Source organism: Archangium minus, assembly GCF_044360475.1.
In the GTDB taxonomy this organism is placed as follows: domain Bacteria; phylum Myxococcota; class Myxococcia; order Myxococcales; family Myxococcaceae; genus Archangium; species Archangium minus.
Window position 1 is genome coordinate 4,061,198 of sequence record NZ_CP043494.1, and the last position, 13,213, is coordinate 4,074,410.

General features: G+C 68.5%; 16 protein-coding genes. 11 read left to right on the forward strand and 5 right to left on the reverse strand.

Annotated features, from left to right (window positions below; all coding sequences use genetic code 11):
* Nucleotides 1–33 precede the first annotated feature (33 nt).
* The 4 genes from F0U60_RS16755 (at nt 34) to F0U60_RS16770 (ending at nt 4,060) form a co-directional block, all read left to right on the forward strand.
* Entirely contained in the window at nt 34–1,815 is a 1,782-nt protein-coding gene (locus F0U60_RS16755) for a hypothetical protein (RefSeq protein ID WP_395820720.1), read from the forward strand.
* A gap of 112 nt (nt 1,816–1,927) precedes the next feature.
* Nucleotides 1,928–2,455 (forward strand): cytochrome c nitrite reductase small subunit, encoded by a 528-nt coding sequence (nrfH, locus tag F0U60_RS16760; protein ID WP_395820723.1) that lies wholly within the window; start codon nt 1,928–1,930, stop codon nt 2,453–2,455.
* The gene (locus F0U60_RS16765) at nt 2,452–3,876 is read left to right on the forward strand and encodes an ammonia-forming cytochrome c nitrite reductase subunit c552 (RefSeq protein WP_395820726.1); all 1,425 of its coding nucleotides are present in this window, start codon (nt 2,452–2,454) and stop codon (nt 3,874–3,876) included. Before nrfH ends, F0U60_RS16765 begins: the two co-directional genes overlap by 4 nt.
* A 19-nt stretch (nt 3,877–3,895) precedes the next feature.
* Nucleotides 3,896–4,060 carry a hypothetical protein gene (locus F0U60_RS16770; protein WP_395820729.1) on the forward strand — a complete coding sequence of 55 codons (165 nt, stop codon included), beginning with the start codon at nt 3,896–3,898 and terminating at the stop codon, nt 4,058–4,060.
* Here the strand turns inward: F0U60_RS16770 and F0U60_RS16775 are convergent.
* Entirely contained in the window at nt 4,040–4,678 is a 639-nt protein-coding gene (locus tag F0U60_RS16775; RefSeq protein WP_395820731.1) for an SGNH/GDSL hydrolase family protein, read from the reverse strand. The genes F0U60_RS16770 and F0U60_RS16775 overlap by 21 nt on opposite strands.
* 117 nt (nt 4,679–4,795) lie before the next feature.
* Here F0U60_RS16775 and F0U60_RS16780 point away from each other — a divergent pair, with 117 nt between their 5' ends.
* Nucleotides 4,796–5,767 carry a 3-oxoacyl-[acyl-carrier-protein] synthase III C-terminal domain-containing protein gene (locus tag F0U60_RS16780; protein WP_395820734.1) on the forward strand — a complete coding sequence of 324 codons (972 nt, stop codon included), beginning with the start codon at nt 4,796–4,798 and terminating at the stop codon, nt 5,765–5,767.
* Between the two features lie 18 nt (nt 5,768–5,785).
* Here F0U60_RS16780 and F0U60_RS16785 read toward each other — a convergent pair whose 3' ends face one another.
* From F0U60_RS16785 to F0U60_RS16795, 3 genes are read right to left on the reverse strand one after another with little or no spacing between them, the layout of a single operon-like run.
* A complete protein-coding gene (locus F0U60_RS16785; protein WP_395820737.1) occupies nt 5,786–6,337 on the reverse strand; it encodes a hypothetical protein in 552 nt (183 codons plus the stop codon).
* The gene (locus tag F0U60_RS16790) at nt 6,337–6,879 is read right to left on the reverse strand and encodes an anti-sigma factor family protein (protein ID WP_395820739.1); all 543 of its coding nucleotides are present in this window, start codon (nt 6,877–6,879) and stop codon (nt 6,337–6,339) included. Before F0U60_RS16790 ends, F0U60_RS16785 begins: the two co-directional genes overlap by 1 nt.
* Nucleotides 6,879–7,487, reverse strand: coding sequence for an RNA polymerase sigma factor (locus F0U60_RS16795; RefSeq protein ID WP_395820742.1), 609 nt, complete (start codon nt 7,485–7,487; stop codon nt 6,879–6,881). Before F0U60_RS16795 ends, F0U60_RS16790 begins: the two co-directional genes overlap by 1 nt.
* A 208-nt stretch (nt 7,488–7,695) precedes the next feature.
* Here F0U60_RS16795 and F0U60_RS16800 point away from each other — a divergent pair, with 208 nt between their 5' ends.
* Nucleotides 7,696–8,367 (forward strand): hypothetical protein, encoded by a 672-nt coding sequence (locus F0U60_RS16800; protein ID WP_395820745.1) that lies wholly within the window; start codon nt 7,696–7,698, stop codon nt 8,365–8,367.
* Between the two features lie 124 nt (nt 8,368–8,491).
* Nucleotides 8,492–9,073 (forward strand): TIGR02265 family protein, encoded by a 582-nt coding sequence (locus tag F0U60_RS16805; RefSeq protein ID WP_395820747.1) that lies wholly within the window; start codon nt 8,492–8,494, stop codon nt 9,071–9,073.
* Here the strand turns inward: F0U60_RS16805 and F0U60_RS16810 are convergent.
* Nucleotides 9,070–9,537 (reverse strand): peroxiredoxin, encoded by a 468-nt coding sequence (locus F0U60_RS16810; protein WP_395820750.1) that lies wholly within the window; start codon nt 9,535–9,537, stop codon nt 9,070–9,072. The genes F0U60_RS16805 and F0U60_RS16810 overlap by 4 nt on opposite strands.
* Nucleotides 9,538–9,618: 81 nt before the next feature.
* Between F0U60_RS16810 and F0U60_RS16815 the strand changes: the two genes are divergently transcribed.
* From F0U60_RS16815 to F0U60_RS16830, 4 genes are all read left to right on the forward strand, one after another.
* A complete protein-coding gene (locus F0U60_RS16815; protein WP_395820753.1) occupies nt 9,619–10,785 on the forward strand; it encodes a YcaO-like family protein in 1,167 nt (388 codons plus the stop codon).
* A gap of 44 nt (nt 10,786–10,829) precedes the next feature.
* Nucleotides 10,830–11,960 (forward strand): TfuA-like protein, encoded by a 1,131-nt coding sequence (locus F0U60_RS16820; protein ID WP_395825281.1) that lies wholly within the window; start codon nt 10,830–10,832, stop codon nt 11,958–11,960.
* Between the two features lie 135 nt (nt 11,961–12,095).
* On the forward strand, nt 12,096–12,338 hold the full coding sequence (locus tag F0U60_RS16825; RefSeq protein ID WP_395820755.1) for a hypothetical protein: 243 nt from the start codon (nt 12,096–12,098) through the stop codon (nt 12,336–12,338).
* Between the two features lie 31 nt (nt 12,339–12,369).
* The gene (locus F0U60_RS16830; RefSeq protein ID WP_395820757.1) at nt 12,370–13,200 is read left to right on the forward strand and encodes a DNA-methyltransferase; all 831 of its coding nucleotides are present in this window, start codon (nt 12,370–12,372) and stop codon (nt 13,198–13,200) included.
* Nucleotides 13,201–13,213 lie beyond the last annotated feature (13 nt).

A 13,213-nucleotide genomic window follows, 5' to 3' on the forward strand; every position in this document is an offset into this window, starting at 1 on the left:
AGCTTGTCTCGCGCGACATGGGGAGGGGTCTGGATGGTAGGGTTTTCAATGGCGCTGCTCACGACGCTGCTTGCGAGCACGGCGCCTGTGGTTCCAGTGAGCGCAGGCAACGCGCTCACCTTGCCGGCTCATCGTCACGCGGTGCGTATTGATACAGGAGGAGGGCGCCCGCCTACCTGGCTGCTGACCGTGCAGCAGGGGGGGGCCGAAGGGCGGGGGTTGTCCTTCTTCCGCTCGGATGATGGCGGGCGCACCTACCGCTTCGCCGCCGCCATTCAGCCGGACGCGAGCCACGCGGACCGCGCGGACGTGCTCGCGGTGGGCCGGGACGTGGCGCTTGTTTATTCGTTCGAGGCGCCGAGCCTGAATGCCTCGAGCCGGCACGACGTGTACTTCCAGTGGTGGCGCTACCGGCCGGACACGCATGACTGGGCACCCCAGCCGGCGGTGCGCGTCTTCGATGCCAACGACGCCACGGCCTATTCGCGGGCGCAACTCGCGCGCGACTCGCGGGGTCGGTTGTGGGTGCAGGCCTTCCGGCTGGAGTCGGATGGCGGTTCCACCGCGGTGGTGTCCGTTTCCACGGATGGCGGGGCGAGCTTCCAGCGCCAGTCGAGTCTGGGTCGGGTGAAGCGCCGTGGAGGCGGACGGCTGCTGAGCCTCGGCTCGAAGCTCGTTTTCATTTACGCCATGCATGATGGCTTCGAGCCCACGCGCATCCGCGTCCGCAACGATGGCGATCCGCTGGACTCCTGGAGCTCCGTTCGCAACGCCTTCTCCGAGGGCATCTACCACGGGGCCGCGTTGAGCGCGGTCGCGGACGGCCGTGGCGGAATGCACCTCGTCTACAAGGATGAGACGGAGCGCCTCTACTATCGCTACTTCGATGGCTCCACGTTCGGCCCGCGCACGTTGCTGGAGAGCTCGCCTGACTGGGCGATGCAGGCCGCCGCCACGCGCATCGGCAACACGCTGTACGTGTTCTACAACGTCATGCGTCGGCCCAACGTCTCCTATGAGGTGCACGCCCGGGTCTTGAAGGATGGGCGCTTCAGCGAGCCGGTGGTGCTCGACTCGCGCTCGACCTACAAGGGCTATCCCAACGCCCCGGAGACATTGCCAGAGGGCTCATCCGAGGTGCCCTGCTTCTTCGGCGAGGCCCCCGACGCCAACTCCCGCGGAAACGTGGTCCGCGTGGCCCTCCCCGCGCCGGGCGGCGGGGACGAGCCCGAGGAAGAGCCACCTCCGGACTCGGAGCCAGAGCTCGGACAGCTCCTCTTCAACGATGCCTTCTCTCGCAGCTCGTCGAACAGCCTCGGGCCCGAGTGGTCGCTGAGCGGGTTGTGGCGGACGGACGGCAAGTGGGCCATCAGCGACCTCGACTACTCGAATGGGAACAACCTCGCCCTCGCGCAGTCCTCGCGGTGTGAGGACTGCCGGGTGGAGGCGCGGCTACAGGCCTTCGCCGTGGACGAGGCCGGCGTCGTGATGCGCGCTTCGGGAGATTCTCATTATGCGCTCGTGCTGCTGCCGGAGGGGCGCATTCAGCTCCGCCGCTACCGGGGCGGGAGCTTCACCGTGCTCGGCGAGGCCCTCAGCGGTCAGGCGTCTCCATGGGATGCCGCGACACTCACCTTGTCTGTGTGGGGCTCGGGTCCGGTGCGGCTGTCGGCCTCGGTGGATGGAGAGGTCCGCCTGTCGGTGACGGACGCGGACTCGGCGGCCCTCAAGGGTGAGGGACTCGCGGGACTGCTCACGCCCATCGCCGGCGTCTGGTTCGACGACTTCCAGGTGCACGCAGTGGGCGAGCCCTGACGCCTCGCGCAAGTTTCACCACGCCTCCGCCCCGCCCGCGCAAATCCTGCATCTCTTAAGCAGGGTTTCCGGGCGGACACCCGTGGCCCGGGAATTGAAGTCGCGACGGGCCATGGAACGAGAGGCGGACAGAACGGTGAGAGGTGCCCTGGGCGCCCGGACCTGGCTGTTCATCGCACTGGGCGCGTGCGTGGGCCTCGCCCTCGGCATCGGGGGGTTCACCTTTACCTACGCGAAGGGCTACGCGTACCTCACGAACGACCCAGCCTCCTGCGCCAACTGCCACGTCATGCGCGAGCAGTACGAGGGCTGGATGAAGTCGAGCCACCACGCGGTGGCCACCTGCAACGACTGCCACACGCCGTCGGGTCTGGTCGGCAAGTACGCGACCAAGGCGTCCAATGGCTTCTGGCACTCGTTCTATTTCACCACCGGCAACTTCCATGAGCCCATCCAGATCCGCCCCGGTAACCGGGAGGTGACGGAGCAGGCGTGCCGTAAGTGCCACGTCGACCTGGTGGAGCCGCTCGAGGCTCCGCACGGCGCCGCGGAGACCTCGTGCCTTCGCTGCCACAACTCGGTGGGCCACCCGGAAGGGCTCGGCCAGCCCGGGCTGACGGCGCAGGAGTCCAGACCATGAGCAACCCCACGACACAACCGGAGCCGAGGCTCCGGAGGATCCGGCTCGTCATCCTCACAGCGGTCATTGCGGCCGCGGGCGCGGTGGCGGCCACCGCCTTGCTGGTGAACATCTCCGAGCGCAAACAGGAGGCGCGCAACCCCTTCTACCGGGTGGTGGAGCTGGACGACACCATCGAGGACCCGGCCGTCTGGGGGAAGAACTTCCCCCTGCAGTACGACGACTACAAGCGCACGGTGGACCAGGTGCGCACGAAGTACGGTGGCAGCGAGGCGGTGCCGCACACGCCCACCGAGGCGGACCCACGCTCGGTGGTGGCCCAGTCGCGCCTCGAGGAGGATCCGCGCCTCAAGACGATGTGGGCCGGCTATGCCTTCGCGGTGGACTTCCGTGAGGAGCGCGGCCACGCATACATGCTGGACGACCAGACGCTCACCGAGCGCCAGCACGTCACGAAGCAGCCCGGCACGTGTATGCACTGCCACGGCTCGGTCTACCTGCCCTACAAGAAGCTGGGAGACGGAGACCTCATCAAGGGCTTCGAGAAGATGAACCAGATGCCCTACATGGAGGCGCGCAAGCTGGTGGAGCACCCGGTGGCGTGCATCGACTGCCACGACCCGAAGACGATGGCGCTTCGGGTGACGCGACCCGGCTTCATCGAGGGCATGCGCGCGCTCAAGGCGGGCCAGGGCGTGCAGAACTACGACGTGAACGCGCAGGCCACGCGCCAGGAGATGCGCTCGTACGTCTGCGGCCAGTGCCACGTCGAATACTACTTCAAGGGCCCAGAGAAGCGGCTGACGTACCCGTGGGCCAAGGGTCTGAAGATCGACAACATCATGGCCTACTACGAGGAGAACGGGCACAAGGACTGGGTCCACGCCGAGACGGGAGCCCCGGCGCTCAAGGCCCAGCACCCCGAGTTCGAGATGTACAACCAGGGCATCCATGCCCGCTCGGGAGTGGCCTGCGCCGACTGCCACATGGCCTACAAGCGCGAGGGCGCGATGAAGATCAGCGACCACCACGTGCGCAGCCCGTTGCTCAACATCAACCGGGCCTGCCAGACGTGCCACAAGTGGTCCGAGGAGGAGATGAAGAACCGGGTGGAGACCCTCCAGGACCGGCACCACGCGCTGCGCAACACGGCCATGGATGCGCTGGTGGACCTCATCCACGACCTCAAGGAGCGCAAGCTGGCGGGTGCCTCCGACGTCGAGCTGGCGGAAGCTCGCGGCTTCCAGCGCAAGGCCCAGTTCTACCTGGACTTCGTGGAGGCGGAGAACTCCAACGGCTTCCACGCGCCGCAAGAGGCGGCCCGCATCCTCGGCGAGTCCATCAACTACTCGCGCCTTGGCCAGAAGGCGTTGCGCAAGCAGCCTCCGGTACCGCAGCAGGACGCGCGCAAGCACGAGTAGCGCTTCCTGGGGGGGTCGGGTGCAGGACGAACAAACCCTCTGCACGGCGAACAAATACGTCTTCACCGAGCGGGGCCGCATCCCCATCAAGGGCAAGGGCGAGATGACGACCTACCTGCTCGAGGGACGGAGGAGCCGTACCGCCGTGACCCCCGGCGGGGTGTCACCCAGTGGCCTGCTCTGAGCTGACGCCGCGCTCGGCGGCCTGGAGCAGGACGGGCCAGAAGTGCTCCGCCATCCGCTGGTAGCCCGTGTCCGAGGGGTGGAAGCCGTCGGCCGAGAAGTAGTCGGCGCTCCCCGACAGCTCCACGCGGCTGGGGGAGTAGAGGTCCACGCCGAACAGGCCATGGCGGGACACCACGCGGGCGACCGCCTCGTTGAAAGCAGCGATGCGGGCAGCGATCAGCTCGAGCGGGAGGAAGTGCGTCGCCAGCCGCGCTACGGGCGCGAGTGACATGTCGGGCAGGTTGGCCAGCACCACCGGGGCGCCCGTGGACACCAGGCCGCGCGCGATCTGCTCGAGGTTGGACTCGAGCTGATGGGGCTCCACGCCGCGCCACAGGTCGTTGATGCCCACCGCGAGCGTCACCACGTGGGGACGGGAACGAATGGCCTTGGGAAGCTGGCCGGAGAGGACCGTACCGCTGGTGGCTCCGCTCACGCCCAGGTTGAGCAGGCCCACGCCCGGCCGGGTGCGGCGCAGCCGCTGGATGAGGTGCTCCACGTAGCCGCCGTTGCGCGCGCCCACTCCGACAGCGGAGGAGTCGCCCAGGGCCACGTATCTCAGGGAGAGTGCGCTCATGAGTGTCCTTCCATAGCGACCTGGAGCCGGGTTCGCAGCGGCGCCCGCCTGGCTCCTTGCCTCGCGGTCATTCAGGCCTCGCGTGGAGGTCCGGCTGTGCTATGGCCCGCCTCGGCGATGACGCGTCCTTCAATTTCCTTCCTGGGCTTTGGTGCCGCGCTGCCAGAGCGGGTGCGCACCAGTTTCGACCCTGTCTTCGACCGGATCCGCGAGGAGGCTCGGGCGCAGGGGCTGTCCGAGGCCTCACTCTTCTACGGCAACCGGGAGCATCGGTGCCTGGCTCCGGGTGAGTCCCTGGCGGCCCTCACCGCGAAGGCGGGGACCGCGGCGCTGGAGGATGCGGGAGTCCGGCCGGAGCAGGTGGATCGGCTCTACGGCTACGTCTCCGTGTCCGAGTTCATCACCCCCAACGAGTTGTACGCGGTCCACCGGCAGGTGGGCCTGGGCTCGCATGCGATGGTGGTCCCGGTGCAGGCCGAGTTCGCCAACTTCGTCATGGGCGCCGTGCTGGCCTGGGAGGCGATGCTCGCGGGGCACTCGGAGCGGGCCCTCGTGGCAGTAGGGGCGGGGTGGACGCGCAACGTGGACCATGCGCAGGGCCACGCCTTCGGTATTGGCGATGGGGCGGGCGCGGCGGTGCTCGGGCCCGGGGAGCGGCTCGTTCTGGTGGACTACGCCGTGGACACCTTCAGTGCTGAGTACGGGTCCATGACCATGCGCCCCCGTCCCGAGAGCGGCTTCGACAAGCCTGTGTACGGGCTCGAGCCCGCGCTCGGCCTGAGCTCCTTCCTGAACAGTGGCATGGACGGGCCACCGAGGCTCGTCGAGCGGCTGCTGCGCAAGCACGGCCTGTCTGGGGCGGACATCACCCTCATCTCGCACCAGGCCACGCGTAAGCTGCTCGACCACTGGAACGAGAAGATCCGCCCGCGCGAGTACCTGCACACGCTCGAGGACTGCGGGAACATGGCGCTCGCGTCGATTCCCGTCACCCTGGCCCGTCACCACCGCGAGCTGCGCACGAAGTATCTCGTCCTCTTCGGCATCGGCATTGGCGCGCACCAGATGGCGCTGCTGGTGCGCGTGTAGGGCAGTGGGCCCGGGTCGCTACTGTCCTTCCGCGCCGCGCTGCTTCAGTCGCTCCTGCATCCGCAGGATGCGCTCCTGCATCCGCTTCTGCCGTTCCTCGCGGCGGCCCTCCCGGTCAGCCTTCCTCATCAGCTTCGCCATCTTCGCCTCGTGACGGGCCATGAAGATGGCGAGCTGTGCCCGCTTCTGCGGAGGCAGGTCCTTCGCGAGCGCCTGGTACATGTCGCGATCCAACGCTGTGAGCTGGGTCCGCGCTTCGAACACCCGCTGAACAGCCTGGTCCACCTGTGACTGCGCTGACGTGTCTCCCCGCGCCGCCTGTCTGAGCACCCGCGCGGACTCGCGCACCTGCACCATCAGCGGCCGGCGGCGCTCGTCGAACTGGCGCATCGTGTCCGCCATCTTCAGTGCCTGGGACTCGTCGAGCCCCAACTCCTCCGCCAACCCCACCACCCGCATCATCCGCGTCCGCCGCTCCTCACTCGCCGCGGCGTCACCCTCGGGCGGCGCGGCCAGCGCCACCAAGGGGAGCAGGGTCAGGGTCAGCACTGCCAGTCGAAAGGGCTTCATCACAGGGTCTCTCCAGGAATGGGGGATGAGAGGAGCTCTTCCAGCTCGAGATCCGAGAGCCCGGCGACGTCCTCGGCGTCCTCCAGGTCCATGTCGGACAGCTCGAGCTCATCGGACAGTGGATCCGTGAGCGCCCACTGCTCCAGCTCCGTTTCCTCGGCCACGCTGGCGGGGGTCTCCACCGGCGTGGCGAGTGGAGCCTGAGGCGTCACTTGGCGTTGAAGCACGGGTCCCAGCGCGAGCAACACCACGGCCGCCGCAGCCATCAGCGCTCCAGCGGTCCGCATTCGTGCCGCCTTCTGGACCTGCTCTCGGCGCCAGGTGCTCACTGTTGTTCGAGGCAAGGCCGCCATCACGGCCTGCTCCCGCACAGACGGTGGCGGCAGCGCGGCGAGCCCGAGCACCTCGCGGTGAGCCTCGGCCTCGGAGCGGCACGCCGCGCAGGATTCCAGGTGCGCGCGCACCCGCGCCTCCGCCTCGGGCTCCAGCGCTCCCGCGGCGAAGAGGGTCAGCGACTCGTCTTGGTCCCGGCACGCGGTCATCAGCGTTCCTCCTCGGGCGTTTCGGCCACCTGCGCCCGGAGGCGCTTCACGGCGTGATGGAAGTTCACCTTGGCGTTCGTCTCGGTGATGCCGAGCGTCTCGGCGATGTCTCGGAAGCCCAGCCCACCGTCCACTCGGAGCGTCAAGACTTCGCGCTGACGGCGGGGCAGGGCGAGCACTGCCGCGCGGACCCGCTGCTCCTGTTCAGCCCGCTCCAGGGTGTCGTGAGCGGATTCGCCCGGGGCTTCGGTCTCCGGCACGTCCACCACCTGCAACCAGCGCCGTCCTTGACGGGCATGGTTCTTCGCCAGGTTGAGCGCGATGCGGATGAGCCAGGCCCGGAAGGGCGCAGGTCCCGAGGGGCTCCAGCGGGAGAAGACGCGGCGCGAGGCTTCTAGGGCTCGCAGGAAGGCCTGCTGGGCGAGGTCCGCCGCGTCCTCGGGCCGGGTCGTGTAGCGCCGCATCAGCGAGAAGACCAGGGTCCGGTGCCGCTCCACCAGCGTGCCAAAGGCCGCCTCGTCACCGGCCAGGAAGGCGTGGCAGAGTGCCTCGTCGCTCGGCTCGGTGGCGGCCTCTGTCAGCGCCAGGGATGTCTCCAGGGCCTTCACGCTCCCTACAAACCCCGGAGCTGGCGAAAAGTTAAAGGGGGTTTTTTCGAGGGGATCCTGGTGACGGGAGAGGTTCTGAGTCGGGGTGGGATTGACCCTACTTGAAAGGTTAGAAAAAGTTTCGCGTCGTCAGTGTGTACCGCTATCCTGCACGTGTTGGGCCTGGGATGGCTCGCGCGATGCCCCGGAGGGCGAGGAGGGTGAGGAGATGGCGGAGACGATAGGGAGCGACATTGGCGTCCAGATTCTGCAGGCCATTCAGGGTCTGGGGGTCCGGATGGACCGGCTGGACGCGCGGATGGGCAGCTTGGACGCGCGGATGGACGGCCTGGACGCGCGGATGGAGCGGCTGGAAGCGCGGATGGACGGCCTGGAAGCGCGGATGGACGGCCTGGAAGCGCGGATGGAGAACCTGCGCGCGCGGATGGACGGCCTGGAAGCGCGGATGGAGCGGCTGGAAGCGCGGATGGACGGCCTGGAAGCGCGGATGGAGAACCTGCGCGCGCGGATGGACGGCCTGGAAGTGCAGATGGAGAACCTGCGCGCGCGGATGGACGGCCTGGAAGTGCAGATGGAGAACCTGCGCGCGCGGATGGGCAGCCTGGAATCCCAGGTGTTCGATCTGACTTCTCGAATGACGAGACAGGAAACGTTGATGGAAATCCTGGGGGCCGAGTTCGTCACCTGGCGCGGCGAGGTCCAGCAACTCCGCGGGGATGTCCAGCAACTGCGCACGGAGACACATGAGGGGTTTCGTCGGGTGAAGGCGCGTCTCGACCTGACGGATGGTACGGTGGTCCTGATGGCCTCCGTGCTGCGCCGGCCGACGGAGCTCGGCGAGGAGCTGGAGAGCCATCTGCGGGAAATCGCAGCGCGCTGAGGGCGTACATCCATCGGGCTCACCTACCTGTACCTGCTCGACTCAGGACTCCGCCCAATGCAGGTTGCTGGCCCCTTCATCCGGCTGACACAATAAAAAAGGGGCCCACCGGGGGATCGGCAACATGGCAACGGACAGCGCGGCCGCACGCATCAAAGGAAGTGTCCTCATCGCCCGACTCAAGCTGCTGAAGACGCAGGGGGGAGAAGAGTGTCTCCAGGATGTGCTCCAGCGGCTGCCTCCAGCGGATCGCAAAGTCCTCGAGGGCGTCATCATGCCCATCGGCTGGTATCCCCTGGAGCTGAACCTCCGGCTCGACGCGGCTATCGCCGCTGCGCTTTCTCCCAGAGATCGCAGCAAGGCCTTTATCGATATGGGCCGGGCCTCTGCAGAGGACAACCTGAAGGGCCCCCACCACGTGTTCATCCGCAAGGGGGATCCGCATTTCCTCCTCAGCCACGCGCCGGAGATCTACCGGCTCTACTACGCGGTGGGTGAGCGCTCTTATGAGAAGCGTGGGGAGCGGATCGCGGTGTTGCGCACCGTGGGCGCCGAGGGCGTCACCGAGGCGGATTGCCTCACCATCATTGGTTGGCACCAGCGGGCCATTGAGCTGAGCGGAGGCCGCAACGTGCAGGTTGGGCACCCCAAGTGCCGCGCTCGTGGCAACGGCCACTGCGAGTACCTCTGCTCCTGGGAGCTCTAGACTCTCACCGTGGGGAGCGGATGCTCTCGCAGGTAACTCAGCACGTCGTCCAGGTGCTTGTAGACGCGCACCTCGTGACGGATGACGGACTCGATGACGCCATCCGGGCTGATGATGTAGGTGACGCGCCGGTCCACTCTCAGCACGGGCCAGAGCACGTCATAGGCCTTGCTGATGGTTCGTGCCTCGTCACCTAACAGAGAGAAGTGGATGTCCTCCTGCTCGGCGAACTCGCACTGCGTCTTTACCGAGTCCACCGATACACCCACCAACTCCGCCCCGAGTGACTGAATGTGCTCGTGGTTATCCCGGAAGTGCCGGGTCTCCTCGGTGCAGGCGATGGTGAAGGCCTTGGGGAAGAAGAAGAGGACTACCCGCCGCCCCCTCAGGGCAGAGAGCGAGAAGGGGCGTCCCTGACAATCGGTGCCTATGAAGTCCGGAGCGGCTTGTCCCACTTCGAGCATCTTCTTCGGCCTCCTGAGCCCGGTCTCCCCTAGCATGCTTCCCGCTGATTCGACCACGCACACCCAACACCGAGCTCCTCCGTGGCCCTCCCACTCCCCGTTCCATTGACTCCCTCCTTCCTCGAACCGCTTGCCCGTGCGCTCGGCGTCACCCGTGTGGCGCGGGTGACCGGGCTGGACCGGGCCGGAGTGGAGGTGGCTGCCGCAGTGCGTCCAGGCGGCTATGTGCTGCAGGTGTGCAATGGCAAGGGCTTGGATTTCCAGGCCGCTTCGGCTGGCGCCCTCCTGGAGACGGCGGAGCTGTGGGCCGCGGAGACGGTGCCGCGGGGACGGCTCGTCTGGGGGACGCTGGACGGGTTGGTGGCCCAGGGGCTCTCCGTCTGGGGCGCCGAGGCCCTGGGGAGCCGGGGCGGTGTGGTTGTTCCCCGCCTGTGGGGTCGCGAGGTGCGTTGCGCTTGGAGCGAGGCAACCGAGCTGCACTCCGGCGAGCCCGTGCTCGTCCCCGCCCAGGGGGTGTATTGCCCGCCTACCGGTGCGCCGGCCCTTGGCCCGGTGTGTGTGCAGTGGACGAGCAACGGCTCGGGTGCGCATCCCGAGCGGGCGAGGGCTCTCCTGCATGCGCTGTTGGAGGCGACGGAGCGAGATCAACTCGCGCGCCTGCTGCCAGAGGGGTGGACGGAGGAGGTCATCCGCTCACGCATGCTGCGCCCGGGTGGGCTGGAGCAGGGCGCCCCTCGCACGGCAGCGCTCGCGCGGGCCCTGGGAGCGCGAGGCTTCTCTGTCTACCTCTTTGATCTCTCGCCCGGCGCGCGGGCACCTGGTGCGGTGGGCCTCCCCGTGGGGGCGGCGCTGCTCGTGGATCAGGACCAGGGACCGGTACCCCTCGCGGCGGGTTACGCGTGCGCGCTGGGGCGGGACCAGGCGCTGCTCGGGGCCTTGCTGGAGGCGGCGCAGTCGCGGCTCACCGACATCCACGGCGCGCGCGAGGATGTGGCGGCGGTGGACCACGAGTCCGCCTTGGCTCTGGCCTCCGCGTGTGCCGAGGTCCGCCCGCGACGGGCCGTGGAGGCCATGCCCGACCGCTCCGACGAGGTGTCCTCGCCAGAAGAAGCGGTGCGCGAAGTGCTGGCCCGGCTCAGCAAGGCGGGCTTCTCCCGGGCCGCCGCCATTGAGCTGGAGGCCCCTCTCCCCGGACTCCACGTGGTGCGCGTGGTGGTGCCGGGCCTGCTCGTCTCGGAGTTGCTGTGAAACGTCCCAATCCCGATGAGCTCATCGTCTTCCTCGGCCCGTCGATGCCGGAGGAAGAGGCTCTAGCGCTGGCCCCCTGCCGGGTGCTGCCACCCGCGCGCCAGGGAGACATCTGGCGGTCACTCACGTTGCGTCCGAAGGCCATCGCGCTGGTGGATGGTGTCTTCGAGGCGCAGCCCTCTGTCTGGCATCACGAACTGCTGGCCGCGCTCGATGCCGGAGTGGCGGTGTTCGGCGGGGCCAGCATGGGGGCCCTGCGCGCGGCGGAGCTCTCGGTTCATGGCGTGGTGGGCGTGGGCCACATCTTCGAGGCGTACCGCCGGGGAGAGCTGGTGGATGACTCCGAGGTGGCGCTGCTCCACGCGGACGCGGAGCACGGCTTTCGGGCCCTCACGGTGCCGCTCGTCAACGTGCGCCACGCGGCTCGGCTGGCTCGGCGCGCGCGGGTGCTCTCTCCTCGGGAGGCCCAGACGCTGGTGGACGCGGCGGCGGCGATCTTCTACCAGGACCGCACCTGGCCCCGGGTGCTAGCGGCCGTGAGCGGGGTGTGGCGTCCGGCCACCCGAGCGAAGTGGGAGGCCTGGGCCGCTGGAGGACTCGAGGACCTTAAGCGCGAGGATGCCCGGGCCTGCATTCAGGCCGCCGCAGCCTTTGTGGCCTCCGGAGCGCAAGCCCCCAAGAGCGCGAGCACCCGCCGGCCTCCGCCGTCCTCGTACGTGCGTCGCCGTCGCCTCGTGGAGGGACTGTGCGCGACGGAGTCGGGCCTCGTGTCCGCGGAGGAGGTGCTCGAGCAGCTGCGCGCCGCGCCTGACGCGGGGGAGCTGGCCGAGGAGGGCTTGCGCCGGGCGCTGCTTGCGGGGTGGGCCCGCACGCTGGGGCTCGTCCCCTCTGCCGAGGAGGTAGCGCGGGCCGAAGCGGATTGGTGGACGCGCCTCAACGTCCCGCGGGAGGAACGCGGGGCCTACCTGGCCGCCTGTGGCTTGGATGCGCACGAGCTGCGGCGGTTGTGCGAGGAGCGTGCACTGGAGCGGCTCACGCTTGAGCACGCATCTCGGTTGCTGCCGGATGGACCTTCGTGGGACGAGGCGCTCGCGACCGAGGCGCGTCTCCGGGGCCGGTGGGTAGACGAGGCCCAGCGGTTTGGAGCTCCGATGCGGAGTCGGCGCAAACGGTGAGCAGGTGTGCATCAGCCAACGGCGGATGGGACGGAGAGGTGGGGGTCCCGTGCTCGTTCCGGTGGGCGGGGAGTCCGGGTGTGGTTACGTAGAGGAATGCAGCGCGGGGGAATTCGCGCTGGAGGCAGCGAGACGATGACTCGGATATGCCAGGACGAGGTGGGTCGCTGTGACTTCCTCGACGTGCTCGAGGAGGCGGTTCTGAAGCACCGGCCGGTGGCGGTCCAACTGCGTGAGGGTGAGGCCTTCATCGACCTGGTGGTGGACGTGGTCACCGAGCAGGGAGACGACTTCGCCGTCTTCAAGTCGCACGAGCGGGTAGCCGTGGGGCAGATTCTCGCCGTCACGCGAGCGGGGCCGCTCGCGGCGCGGTGGTGAAGCGGGGCGGCTGGGGTAGGGTGCACGCCGGATGAATCCTCACGACGAGAGCGAGACCTTCCGCTGTGTGCGGGCCGATGCCCGGGAGCCTGGGGGGTACCGGACAGTGCTGGGAGAGGCGAAGGCCACCTTCCTGCACACGGATCCGCCGTATTGCCTGCTGACGCGGCGCCGCAAGGGGGGCGATCTGAGAGACCCCCGCGCGAACAAGAAAATCGACCGTAACCCCATCGTGCGCTTCGAGACGGTGCGTGACTACCGGACCTTCACCGAGGCATGGATGACGCGCGCGGTGGCACACCTTACGCCAGACGCCACGCTGGCCATCTGGACGAACCTGCTGGGCAAGGAGCCCATCATCGCGGTGGCGCGCTCGCTGGGGTTCGGGCACCTGCGGGGCGAGTACGTCTGGGGCAAGCGCACCACGGACAAGAACGCCAACGAGCAGCTGCTGCGCGTCTACGAGGTGGCCCTGGTGTTCTCGCGCACTCCTGCGCCCCCTCTGGCTCCAGGGGACCTGCCCACCGTCTGGGCGGTGGTGGGGGGCTACGACGATGACGCCGAGGCGGCGCGCTGGGGTAACCACCCCCACCACAAGCCCTTCTCCGTGCTGGAGCCCCTGGTGCGCACGTGGAGCCGGCCGGGGGAGTGGGTGCTGGACCCATTTGCGGGGAGTGGCTCCATGCCCTCGGCGGCGCTGCGGCTGGGGCGCAAGGCGGCGTGCATGGAGGTGGAGCCGGAGTGGGCCGAGCGGGTGGCCGGGCGGCTCCGTGAGACGGCGGAGGAGCTGGCTCGGGGACCGGGGGTTCGGCCGGAGACAGCTCCCGACGAGAAGGTATCCGCCACCCCGAATCACCGGTAGTGTGCGCTGCCCC